This is a genomic window from Stenotrophomonas sp. YJH_SMC_37 (genome assembly GCF_059370035.1).
The window spans coordinates 145,112-157,431 of record NZ_JCAFTG010000006.1 but is presented as its reverse complement, the minus strand read 5'-3'; the positions used below and the strand labels follow the sequence as shown (position 1 = coordinate 157,431).

8 protein-coding genes are annotated in these 12,320 nt (G+C 67.5%); 4 read left to right on the top strand and 4 right to left on the bottom strand.

What is annotated here, in order from left to right:
- Positions 1 to 15: 15 nt before the first annotated feature.
- Positions 16 to 3,615 carry an ATP-binding protein gene (locus AC5P8J_RS10820; protein ID WP_134729734.1) on the top strand — a complete coding sequence of 1,200 codons (3,600 nt, stop codon included), beginning with the start codon at positions 16 to 18 and terminating at the stop codon, positions 3,613 to 3,615.
- Here the strand turns inward: AC5P8J_RS10820 and AC5P8J_RS10815 are convergent.
- Positions 3,609 to 4,010, bottom strand: a complete 402-nt coding sequence (locus AC5P8J_RS10815; protein ID WP_021202094.1) for a c-type cytochrome — start codon at positions 4,008 to 4,010, stop codon at positions 3,609 to 3,611. The two genes, AC5P8J_RS10820 and AC5P8J_RS10815, sit on opposite strands and share 7 nt — an antisense overlap.
- A gap of 64 nt (positions 4,011 to 4,074) precedes the next feature.
- Positions 4,075 to 5,751 (bottom strand): electron transfer flavoprotein-ubiquinone oxidoreductase, encoded by a 1,677-nt coding sequence (locus tag AC5P8J_RS10810; protein ID WP_019661900.1) that lies wholly within the window; start codon positions 5,749 to 5,751, stop codon positions 4,075 to 4,077.
- 257 nt (positions 5,752 to 6,008) lie between these two features.
- Here AC5P8J_RS10810 and AC5P8J_RS10805 point away from each other — a divergent pair, with 257 nt between their 5' ends.
- Entirely contained in the window at positions 6,009 to 7,172 is a 1,164-nt protein-coding gene (locus AC5P8J_RS10805; RefSeq protein WP_021202093.1) for an acyl-CoA dehydrogenase family protein, read from the top strand.
- An 82-nt stretch (positions 7,173 to 7,254) separates the two neighbouring features.
- Positions 7,255 to 7,743: a hypothetical protein gene (locus AC5P8J_RS10800; RefSeq protein WP_134729730.1), complete on the top strand. Its 489-nt coding sequence runs from the start codon at positions 7,255 to 7,257 to the stop codon at positions 7,741 to 7,743.
- A gap of 209 nt (positions 7,744 to 7,952) precedes the next feature.
- Here AC5P8J_RS10800 and AC5P8J_RS10795 read toward each other — a convergent pair whose 3' ends face one another.
- Positions 7,953 to 8,432: a tRNA (cytidine(34)-2'-O)-methyltransferase gene (locus AC5P8J_RS10795; protein ID WP_021202091.1), complete on the bottom strand. Its 480-nt coding sequence runs from the start codon at positions 8,430 to 8,432 to the stop codon at positions 7,953 to 7,955.
- Between the two features lie 69 nt (positions 8,433 to 8,501).
- Positions 8,502 to 8,978, bottom strand: coding sequence for an XAC0231 family protein (locus tag AC5P8J_RS10790; RefSeq protein WP_014035556.1), 477 nt, complete (start codon positions 8,976 to 8,978; stop codon positions 8,502 to 8,504).
- Positions 8,979 to 9,393: 415 nt separating this feature from the next.
- Between AC5P8J_RS10790 and AC5P8J_RS10785 the strand changes: the two genes are divergently transcribed.
- Positions 9,394 to 12,243: a M16 family metallopeptidase gene (locus AC5P8J_RS10785; protein ID WP_019661897.1), complete on the top strand. Its 2,850-nt coding sequence runs from the start codon at positions 9,394 to 9,396 to the stop codon at positions 12,241 to 12,243.
- Positions 12,244 to 12,320 lie beyond the last annotated feature (77 nt).

The window sequence follows — 12,320 nt, the reverse complement described above, 5'->3', positions numbered from 1 at the left end:
AGGAGATCGACGCCGATGCGTAGCTGGGCTGTTCGCGGGCTGGTCCTGCTGCTGGTCGTACTGGCGCTGCCGGCAGCGTTGGCGCAGGCGGTGCCCGGGCCGTTGCCGCTCAGCCCCCTGCAGCGCGAGTACCTGGCCGCCCATCCGAGCATCGTCGTGGGTCAGTATGACAGTGGCTGGCCACCGTTCGAGTCCCTCCGTGATGGTCAACAGGTTGGCCTGGGTCCGGATTATCTGTCGCTTCTTGCCCGTCAGTTGGGCGTGAAGGTGGAGGCAAGGCGCTACTCCGACTGGACATCCGTGCTGGATGCGGCATGTCGTGGCGAGATTGATGTGGTGATGAACGTCGGGCTCAGTGCCGACCGCACCCGCTGCATGGTCTACACCGCCGCCTATGGCGAGGCCCCGCTGGCCCTGGTGGGGCGCCCGGATGACCTGCGTGCCTCCGACAATCCCGATCTGGACGGACTGCGGGTGGTGATCGAGCAGGACTTCCTGACCGGGCCCCAGGTGCGCGCCCGCTTTCCGCATGCGCGCCAGCTTGTCGCAAACAACTCGTTGGCGGCCTTGGAGATGGTCAGAGACGACAAGGCCGACGTTTACATCGGCAATGCCTATGTGGCCACCGAACTGATCGCCCGCGAGGACCTGCAGGGCGTCGTGCTGCTGCGCCCCAGCGATCTCCCGCCGGAGCGACTGCACTTCGGCATTCCCAACGGCAAGCAGCCACTGGCCGAAGCGCTGGACCTGGCGCTGGCCGCGACCAGCCAGGCCCAGCGCGATGCGCTGGCGCAGCGCTGGCTGCCACCTCCGCGGTGGTCGGCATCGGCGCAGCTGGCGCTGAGCCAGGCCGAGAAGCGGGTACTGGAGCAACCGTTGAGGATCGGCTTCGCGCCGAACGCGGCGCCACTGTCGTTCGCCGACCAGGATGGCAACCCCAGCGGCCTGGCCAGCGAATACCTGCGCCGCCTGCTGCAGGCCGGCGCCAACCTGCAGGTGGAAAACAGCCATGACTGGTACGAAGTGCGCGAGAAGGCGCGCCGCGGCGAGCTGCAGGCGGTAATGGGCATTCCGGCCGATTCGCGCTACCTGGGCCCGGACTGGGTGTTCAGCCAGCCCTTCATCAGCGTGCCGAACGTGATCGTCAGCCGGCGCGACAGCCCGGCGCTGCTGGGCTTGTCAGACCTGCAGGGCAAGCGGGTGCTGCTGTCCGATCCGGAGCGCGTGCGTGGTTATGTGCTGCAGCAGGCACCGCAGGCCCGGATCATCGCGGCGCGCAGCGCGGAACAGGCCCTGCAGCGCCTGATCAATGGCGACGCCGACGCCTATATAGGCAATCTGGCCGTGGTGGACCACCTGCTGCGCAACCGCTTCCCGGGGCGCCTGCAGGTGGCCGCACCGGCCGGCTTCAACGATCAGCTGGTGCTGGCTGTCGAGCGTCGCCATGCCGCCCTGGCCACCACCTTCGACCGCCTGCTGCTGCAGATGACCCCACGCAAGCGCGAAGCCCTGCGCGGCGACTGGCTGGCCGTCGAATACCGCAACGGCCTCGAGTGGACCCGCGTGGCGCGCTGGGGCGTGCCGCTGCTGCTGGTGCTGCTTACCGCGCTGCTGGTGCACGCCATCGGGCATTGGCGGCTGCGCCGTGAGGTAGCCGGGCGTCGCCATCTGGAACAGCGCCTGGCCGAAGTCACCGACAACCTGCCCGCCGTGGTCTATCAGGCACGCCGTGCGGCTGACGGAACCCTCAGTTTCCCGTTCATTGCCGGCGACCTGCAGGCGTTGTTCGGGATCAGCCGGCAGCAGGCCGAACAGGATGCAACCTGCCTGCTGGAGCGCATCGAGGAAGATGACCGCGAGCACATCCTGCATGCGGTCGAGCAGGCGGCGCGGCAGTTCGCGCCGCTCATTCTCGAGTTCCGGCTGCGTCCTGAAGGCACCGGCGCGCGCTGGGTGCGCAGCCAGGCCCATCCCTATGCTGCGGAAGCGGGCGCGGTGATCTGGAGTGGTTACTGGGTGGACGTCAGCGAGGCGCGTGCGCAGGCCGAGGCCCTGACTGCGGCCAAGGCAGAGGCCGAACAGGCCGCGGAGGCGAAGTCGCGTTTCCTGGCAACCATGAGCCATGAGATCCGCACGCCGATGAGCGGCGTGCTGGGCATGCTTGAGGTGCTGGCCCATTCGCCGCTGGATGCCGAGCAGCAGCGCATTCTCGACGTGATCGAGGATTCCGCGCAGATGCTGCGGCAGATCCTCGACGATATTCTCGATTACTCGCGGCTGGAGGCCGGCGCACTGCGCCTGGAACCGGTGCCGCAGCCGCTGCGGCCCTTGCTGGAGAGCGTGTGCCGGTTGCTGTCGGCGCAGGCCAGTGCACGTGGGCTGGACCTGCACGTGCAGATCGACCCACAGCTGGCAGCGGCGCACGAAGTGGATGGCGTGCGCCTGCGCCAGATCGTGTTCAACCTGCTCAGCAACGCCATCAAGTTCACCGTGCGCGGCGAAGTGCGGTTGCAGCTGGAAGTGCTGGGGCCGACCGCCGAAGACGGCAGCCAGCCGCTGTGCCTGAGCGTCACCGACACCGGCATCGGAATCGCGCCGGAACAGCTGCAGCACCTGTTTGCGCCGTTCACCCAGGCCGGTGCATACATCCAGCGTGACCATGGTGGTACCGGCTTGGGCCTGAGCATCTGCCAGCGCCTGGTGCAGATGATGGACGGCGAACTGGAGCTGCACAGCACGCTGGGCGAGGGTACCCGCGCCGAGGTGCGGCTGTCGCTGGTGGAAGCCGGCCGTGGCGATGTTGAAGCGCTTGCCGCCGAGGAGGAACAGGCGGCGCTGCTGCCGCCGGCGTTGCGCGAGGCACGCGTGCTGGTGATCGAAGATCATCCGACCAACCAGGCGATGATGGCCTGGCGCCTGCAGCAGCTGGGTGTGCCGCATGTGCTGGTCGGCGATGGCCAGCAGGGGCTGGACCGGTTGGCGTCGGAGCCGTTCGATCTGGTCATCACCGATTGCCGGATGCCGGTGCTGGATGGCTTCGCCTTCACCCGCCTGCTGCGCGAACGCGAGGGTCGCAACGGCCAGCCGCGGCTGACCGTACTGGCGCTCACCGCCAGCGTACTGGACGACGATGCACGGCGCTGCCGCGAGGCCGGCATGGACGAAGTACTGTCCAAGCCGCTGTCGCTGGCAACCCTGCGCGCCGCGCTGCTGCGCTGGTTGCCGCAGGCGCAGGGACTATCGGTTGCGGAGCCGCAGGCCGGACCCGCTGCCGACGATGGCGGGACGCTGCCTGATCTGGCCAGCCTGCAGCGGCGGTTCGGCTCACGCGTGGTGGCCGAGCAGCTGCGCGACAGCCTGTTGCAGGCCAGCGAGGGCGATCTGGCGGCCGTGCAACGCGCCGTGCAGGCCGGCGACCGCGAAACCGCGGCGCTGCACCTGCATCGCCTGGCCGGCGGCCTGGGTGCGGTTGGGGCGACGGTGCTGGCCGGGCAGGCCAACGCACTGGTCGAGCGCCTGCAGGATGCGGGCGAAACCGATCCGGCACCGGTGTTCGCAGCCGTAACGGCGTTCGTGGCCCGGCTGCAGCATCAGCTGCAGCGCCTCGCTCACTGAGCCGACTGCTGTTGCAGGTAGGCGATCACCAGCGCGCGGCGTTCGGCGCTGGGAAAGGCGTTGTACATGCGGGTGCCGGGCACCACGTGGGTGGGCGACTGCAGGAAGGCATCCAGGGTCTGCGCGCTCCAGGTGATGTCGGCGCGGCGCATGCCCTCGGAATAGCCGTAGTCGGGCAAGCTGCCGGCGCGGCGGCCGATCACGCCATGCAGGTTCGGCCCGAAGCGGTGGATGCCGCCGGGCTGCACGGTGTGGCAACCGGCGCACAGTTCGAACGCGCGCTGCATGGCCTGTTGCCGGGCCTGTTCGGGCGTGGCGGGCGCAGCAGGCGGGCGCTGGCAGGCCGTGGCGAGCAGGGACACGGCAATGGCAATGAGCAGGCGGTCGGCGCGCATGGGCGGCAGGATAGCGGTGCGGTCGAGCCGCCGGGCTGCGACACGCGGTCGCAGCCCGGGGCGATCACATGCCAGAGTAGTTCGGGCCGCCGCCGCCCTGCGGGGTCACCCACACGATGTTCTGGGTGGGGTCCTTGATGTCGCAGGTCTTGCAGTGCACGCAGTTCTGCGCGTTGATCTGCAGGCGCGCGCTGTCGGCTTCGCCGACGAACTCGTACACGCCGGCCGGGCAGTAGCGCGCTTCCGGACCGGCGTACTCGGCCAGGTTCACCTTCACCGGAATGCTCGGGTCCTTCAGCGTGAGGTGGCTGGGCTGGTTCTCGTCGTGGTTGGTGCTGCTCAGGAACACCGAGCTGAGGCGGTCGAAGGTCAGCACGCCATCCGGCTTCGGGTAGGCAATGCGGGTGTGCTTGGCCGCCGGCTCCAGGCAGGCATGATCCGGCTGGGTGCGATGCAGGGTCCACGGCGGGTTGCGCACGCCCAGTTTGGGCAGCAGCCACTGCTCCACGCCGGTCATCAGCGTGGCCACGGTCTGGCCCTTCTTGAACCACTGTTTGAAGTTCTTGGCCTGCTGCAGTTCGGTGAACAGCCAGCTGGCTTCGAACGCCTTCGGGTAGGCGCTCAGTTCATCGTGCTGGCGATCAGCAGCCAGCGCGTCGAACGCGGCGTCGGCGCACAGCATGCCGGTCTTGATTGCGGCGTGGCTGCCCTTGATGCGGCTGGCGTTGAGGTAACCGGCCTCGCAGCCGACCAGCGCGCCCCCGGGGAACACCGTCTTGGGCAGCGACAGCAGGCCGCCGGCGGTGATTGCACGGGCGCCGTAACCGATGCGGGTGCCGCCCTCCAGGTGCTTGCGGATGGAGGGATGGGTCTTGAAACGCTGGAACTCCTCGAACGGGCTCAGCCATGGGTTCCTGTAGTCCAGGCCGACCACGTAGCCGATGGCGACCTTGCCGCCGTCGGCGTGGTACAGAAACGCGCCGCCGTAGGTGTCGCTGTCCAGCGGCCAGCCGGCCGCATGCACCACCAGCCCCGGCTCATGCCTGGCCGGGTCGATCTGCCACAGTTCCTTGATGCCGATGCCGTAGGCCTGCGGGTCCTTGCCTTCGTCCAGTTTGTAGCGGGCGATCAGCTGGCGGCCGAGGTGGCCGCGCGCGCCTTCGGCGAAGACCGTGTACCTGGCGTGCAGCGCCATGCCGCGCTCGAAGGCCGGGCCGATGCTGCCGTCCTTCTCGATGCCCATGTCGCCGGTAGCCACGCCGATCACTTCACCGTTGTCGCCGAACAGCACTTCGGCGGCGGCAAAGCCCGGGAAGATCGCCACTTCCAGCGCCTCGGCCTGCTGCGCCAGCCAGCGGGTCACTTCGCCCAGGCTGATGATGTAGTTGCCTTCGTTGTGGAAGCACTCCGGCAGCAGCGCGTTGGGCGTGCTGCGTGCGCCGGTCTCGCTGAGGAACAGGAATTCGTCGCGGGTGACCTTCTGCTTCAGCGGTGCGCCGCGTTCGGCCCAGTCCGGGAACAGTTCGGTCAGTGCGCGCGGGTCCATCACCGCACCGGAGAGCACGTGCGCGCCCGGTTCGGAGCCCTTTTCCAGCACGCACACCGACAGCTCGCGGCCGGCTTCGATCGCGCGCTGGCGCAGGCGGATCGCGGTGGCCAGGCCGGCAGGACCGGCGCCGACGATCACCACGTCGAACTCCATTACTTCACGCGGGGGCAGGGCGTTGGCTTCAGCGCTCATCGATTGCATGACTCGTGGGTAGGGCCGGCATCGGGGCCACCGGCGGTGCCTGGGAATCGCGCGTGCGGCCACGGGCGAAACGGTTGTTTGAATGTGTCAGGGTACCGGGACGCGCGTGATCGAGCTAGATAGACGCCGTTCACCGCACGATTGCTGCAGCGCAGCGTAGTGCCTCAGCCCTGGTGGGGGCCAACCCTGGCCGGCACGCGCTGCCCGGATGACCGACAATGGCCGGGTCCTGACTGCGTGTGAGTGCCATGGCTTTGCATCCGTACGATCTGTTCGATGTCCGTTCCCTGCTCAATGAGGAAGAGCGTGCGGTGCAGGAGAGTGTCGCCCGCTTCACCGACGAGCGCGTGCTGCCGATCATCGGCGATGCCTTCGACCAGGCCCGTTTTCCGTCTGAACTGGTGCCGGAGATCGCGTCACTGGGCCTGCTCGGCGCAACGCTGCCGACCGAGTACGGCGGCGGTGGCCTCGGCGCGGTCAGCTATGGCCTGATCTGCCAGGAGCTGGAGCGCGGCGATTCCGGCCTGCGCAGTTTCGTCTCGGTGCAAAGCTCGCTGTGCATGTACCCGATCTACGCCTATGGCAGCGAGGAACAGCGCCAGCAGTGGCTGCCGGCGATGGCGCGCGGCGAGCTGATCGGCTGCTTCGGCCTGACCGAGGCGCATGGGGGTTCCGATCCTGCCAGCATGAAGACCCGCGCCGTGCGCGACGGCAGTGACTGGCGCATCAGCGGCAGCAAGATGTGGATCACCAGCGGCCCGGTGGCCGACCTGGCCATCGTCTGGGCGCAGACCGAGGACGGGATCCAGGGCTTCGTGCTGGAGAAGGGCATGGCCGGCTTCAGCACCCAGGAAATCAAGCACAAGATGAGCTTGCGTGCCTCGCTCACTGGCGCGCTGTACTTCGATGACGTGCGCGTGCCCGACAGCCACCGCCTCCCCAACGTGAAGGGCCTGAAGGGACCGCTGGGCTGCCTCACCCAGGCCCGCTACGGCATCAGCTGGGGCCCGATCGGCGCGGCCATCGCCTGCCTGGATGAAGCGCTGGGCTACGCCAAGGAGCGCGTGCTGTTCGGCCGCCCGCTGGCCGCCACCCAGAGCGCGCAGATCAAGCTGGCCGAGATGGCCCGCCGCATCACCACCGCCCAGCTGCTGGCCCTGCAGCTGGGCCGCCTGAAGGAAGCCGGCCAGCTGCAGCCGCAGCAGGTCAGCCTGGCCAAGTGGAACAACTGCCGCATGGCCATCGACATCGCCCGCGAGTGTCGCGATCTGCTCGGTGGGGCCGGCATCACCACCGAACACGTGGCGATCCGTCACGCGTTGAACCTGGAATCGGTGATCACCTATGAAGGCACCGAGACCGTGCACCAGCTGGTGATCGGCCGCGAACTGACCGGCATCAACGCGTTCTGAGTGCACCGGTAGTGCCGGTCGCTGGCCGGCATTGCCGGGTAGGGTGGGCGGTAAGGGACGCCTATCCGGAGATGCAAGCTGAATGAAGAACAATCCCGCTGTGAGGCTGCTGTTGTGCCTCCCGCTGCTCTTACAAGCCTCCGTGCTGCAGATGGCGTGGGCAGGCAACAGGGATGGGGCATGGGCAGGCAGTTATTCGCAGGCGAGCGATCTGTGTACCGAACCGGGCAGCGGACGTAGTTGCCGCGATGGGTTCAGGGACAGCCTGTCGATTGTCGAAGAATCACTGGGCTATACGGTTGAGCTGCACAGTACCCAGGCGATGCAGCACGTCTGCTCCTTCGTGCTGCATATGAAGCCAGAAGGCGGAAAACTGATTCATCAGTCCGAACCTGGCACAGTGGCTATCGAGAAACATGCAGGTGCACTGAGAGTCTCATCCGGCGGGATCGACCCGACGGCAACGGGCTTGGGCATGTGCGGTGCGCATGCCGATATTGATGGCCTGGAGTTTTCTTCTGTGGGCAATCGCACGCGTTCCGGCAACGCGATGGCGAGCGCTCCTGATTGATCCAGGCGGAAGGCATCCACGCATGGCATGGATCCACTGCGCGGCTGTCGGGTCCGCCTTGAAGCGCAGGGTACCGGTGCGCAGCACCGGCTCGCGGATGGCGGCGCGTTTCTTTTGGTTACTTTTCTTTCCGCGCGGAAAGAAAAGTAACGCCCATGAACGCATGCGCCCGCCACAGCAACAATCAGGCAGAAGAGAGGCGCGTGGCGCTACGCGCCGCCGGCAAACCCATGCTGCCGCCACGCCTCGTACATCACCACCGCAACGGTGTTGGAAAGATTGAGGCTGCGGTTGCCCGGCCGCATCGGCAGGCGCAGGCGGCGGCCGTCGGGCAGGGCATCGAGCACGTCCTGCGGCAGGCCACGGCTTTCCGGCCCGAACAGGAAGGCATCGCCCTCTTCAAAGGCCACGCTGTCGTAGCGCACGCTGGCGCGGGTACTGAGTGCGAACAACCGATTCGGTGCGATCCGCGCCAGCGCGGTGTCCAGGTCGGGGTGCACCTGCAGGCGTGAATACTCGTGGTAGTCCAGCCCGGCGCGCTTGAGCTGCTTGTCTTCCAGTGCGAAGCCAAGCGGCTCGACCAGGTGCAGCTGCGCGCCGGTGTTGGCACAGAGCCGGATCACATTGCCGGTGTTGGGCGGGATTTCCGGTTGGAACAGGATCACGTGGAACTGGGGCGCGGCATTCATCGGCGCAGTGTACCTGCGACGGCGGCCGCCTTTACGGCGCACGCCCTGCGCGAGGCAGGGCGGCACCGGTTACGGACGCAGCAGGACCTGGGCGGTTTCGGTGGCCAGGGCCTGCAGGTCGGCGGCGCTCGGACGCACCTGCAGGGCCGGCAGGTTGACGATGACCGAGTTGGCGACGTTGGTGGCGGCGGCAGCCAGGGTCGCGGCGTAGCGCTGGGCTTCCAGCTCGGCGGCCAGGGCGACGCGCTGTTCCAGGCTCGGGCGCACTTCCACCGAGGCCAGGGTGGTGATCGGCATCGCGGCCGCAACCGGGGCGGCGACGTAGCCGTTGCGCTCGGCCAGCTGGTCGGCGCTCGGGCGCACTTCCACGGTGGCCAGGGTCGGGATGCCGCTGGCCTGTTCCCAGGCCTGCTGGGCCAGCTGGTCGGCGGCAGGGCGGACCTGCACGGTGGACAGCGTCTTGATGGATTCGGAGGCCTGCACCGACGAAACAACCGCGGTGCCGGCAATCAGGGCGATGGCGATGGCAATGGTCTTGGCGTTCATGACGGGGCCTGTTTAGTGTTGGTGATCAGTGGTGTGGTAGTAAGGTAGTACACCAATTCTGGGCTTGCAAGGAAAATTTCCGATTTCCTGCATTTGTTCAGTCTTCAGTCAGCTTTCGTCTGAAGCCCTTCCTGGCGCAGGAACTACCAAGCAATCCGCGTGCCAACTTTTAGTTGTTGATTTAGAAGGGGTTTGTTCGGGTAGAGAAGTGTCCGGTGGGCGGACACCTGTCCATTCCTCGGGCCGCGGACACTGTCCGGACGTTGCCTGCGGGCGCTTGTGACCGCCCCTCCCGGGCCGCAAAGCAGGGGTGGAGGGGCAAGGAGGCAAACACCCCCAGTGACTGCTGGCCGATTCCGGCCGCTGTGCGCGCAGGCTAGGATCGGGGTTCACCTTCGTGACCAAGGATCCGGATATGTCTATCGCCCTTCGCCCGCGCGCTGCACTGCTGGCTGTCGCCCTCAGCACCGCCCTGGGCACGCTTGTGCCTTCCCATGCGCTGGCGGCCAAGCCGGCCGCACCGGCCAAGGTCGATATCCCGTACGAGCAGTTCACCCTGCCCAACGGCCTGCGCGTGATCGTGCACACCGATCGCAAGGCGCCGATCGTCGCGGTCAACGTCTGGTACCACGTGGGCAGCAAGGACGAGCCGGCCGGCCGTACCGGCTTCGCGCACCTGTTCGAACACCTGATGTTCCAGGGCAGCGAAAACCACGACGGCGAATTCTTCGAGCCATTCAAGCAGGTCGGTGCCACCAACCAGAACGGCACCACCAACACCGACCGCACCAATTACTTCGAGAACGTGCCGACCACCGCGCTGGACATGGCACTGTGGATGGAATCGGACCGCATGGGCCATCTGGTCGGTGCGATCGACCAGGCTGCGCTGGACGAGCAGCGTGGCGTGGTGCAGAACGAGAAGCGCCAAGGCGAGAACCAGCCCTACGGCCAGGCCTGGGACCAGCTCAACAAGGCGCTGTATCCGGTGGGCCACCCGTACCACCACGGCGTGATCGGTTCGATGAACGATCTGAACGCGGCTTCGCTGGATGACGTGAAGACCTGGTTCCGCACCTGGTACGGCCCGAACAATGCGGTGCTGGTGCTGGCCGGCGACATCGACCTGGCCACCGCCAAGGAAAAGGTCTCCAGGTACTTCGGCAGCATCCCGGCCGGCCCGACCATGGCGCAGCCGGCGGTGAACGTGGCCAAGCGCAGCGCCGATACGCGCGAGACGATGACCGACAAGGTGCCGCAGGCGCGTATCTACCGCGCCTGGAACGTGCCGCAGGTCGGCACCACCGAGGTCGATCAGCTGCAGCTGTTCGCGCAGGTGCTGGGCGGTGCCAAGTCCTCGCGCCTGAGCCAGCGCCTGCAGCACCAGGACAAGCTGGTGGACAGCATTGCTGCCGGACTCTCTACCTCGCAGCTGGGCTCCAACTTCGTGATCATGGCCACGGTCAAGCAGGGCCAGGACCCGGCCAAGGTCGAGAAGATCATCGACGAGGAGTTGGACCGGCTGATCAAGCAGGGCCCGACCGCCGCGGAACTGGAGCGCGCCAAGACCGGCGCCCGCGCCGGCTTCATCCGCGGCATCGAGCGCATCGGTGGCTTCGGCGGCAAGGCCGACGCCCTTGCAGAATGTGCGGTGTTCACCGGCGACCCGGGCTGCTTCCGCACCTCGCTGGCCAACATCGAGAAGGCCAGTGCCGCCGATCTGAGCCGGCTCGGCGCGCAGTGGCTGGACAAGGGCAGCCACACCCTGGTGATCGCACCGGGTGAGCGCGTGGCGCTGAAGGAAGATCCGAGCCAGGCGCCGAAGCCGTTCACCGTGCCAGCGGTGGACCCGAAGTACAGCACGCTGCCGGAGCAGGTCGACCGCAAGGCCGGCGTGCCGCAGACCCGCGAGTTCCCGCAGTTGAAGTTCCCGGCGCTGCAGCGCGCGACACTGAAGAACGGTACCCAGGTGATCCTGGCCGAGCGCCATGAGATTCCGGTGGTGCAGTTCAGCTACCAGTTCCCGGGCGGCTTCAGTGCCGACCAGGGCCGCAAACCGGGCACCGCCAACTTCACCATGAGCCTGATGACCGAAGGTGCCGGCAAGCTCGGCTCGCTGGCCTTCGCCGATGCGGCGGATGCGCTGGGCGCCAGCCTGGATGCCTCGGCCGGCCTGGACTCGATGAGCGTGGACCTGTCGGCGCTGAAGGAAAACCTGGTGCCGTCGCTGGCGCTGTACCGCGACCTGCTGCGCGAACCGCGCTTCGAGCAGGGCGAGATCGACCGGGTCAAGGCGAGCTGGATCGCGGGCATCCAGCAGGAGAAGGTCAACCCGGGTGCGGTGGCGATGCGCGTGCTGCCCCCGCTGCTGTACGGCAAGGGCCACCCGTATGCCATTCCGTTCACCGGCAGCGGCGACGAGGCGGCGATCAACGGCCTGACCCGCGAGGACCTGGTCGACTTCCACCACGACTGGCTGCGCCCGCAGAACGGCACCCTGATCGTGGTCGGCGACACCACCCTGGCCGAGATCGTGCCGCTGCTGGACAAGCAGCTGGGCGACTGGAAGGCTGCCGGCGATGCCCCGCAGGTGAAGGCGGCCACCGACGTGGCGCTGCCGAAGGGCCCGCGCGTGTTCCTGATCGACCAGCCGGGCGCGGTGCAGGCCAACCTGTTCGCCGGCCAGGTGGTGGCACCTTCCAGCGCCACCAGCTCGACCCGCTTCGACATCGCCAACGGTGTGATCGGCGGCGACTTCACCTCGCGCCTGAACATGAACCTGCGTGAAGACAAGCACTGGTCGTACGGTGCGCGCAGCAGCGCGGTCAATTCGGTGGGCCAGCGCCCGTGGATGGCCAGCGCGCCGGTGCAGATCGACAAGACCGGCCCGGCACTGGCGGAAATGCGCAAGGAAATCGCCGCGTTCGCCGATGGCAGCAAGCCGGCCACCGCTGCCGAGGTCAACCGCATCCGCAATATCCAGACCCTGAGCCTGCCCGGTGCCTACGAGACCGCCAGCGCGGTGGCCTCGACCATCGGCTCGATCGTGCAGTTCAAGCGCCCGGACGACTACGTGCTGCGTCGCAAGGCCGAGATCGAGGCGATGACCCCGGCGCAGGTGCAGCAGGCCGCCGCCGAGATCAAGCCGCAGGCGCTGACCTGGGTGGTGGTGGGTGATCTCAAGCAGACCGAAGCGGCCGTGCGTGCGCTGAACCTGGGCGAGGTGACCGTAATCGATGCCGAAGGCAACCCGGTCAAGAAATAAGGGATGTGCCTGCCCGCCACGGCGGGCAGGTCTCCCGTGGTAGCGCCGGGCCATGCCCGGCGGCTTTCCGGCGGCCA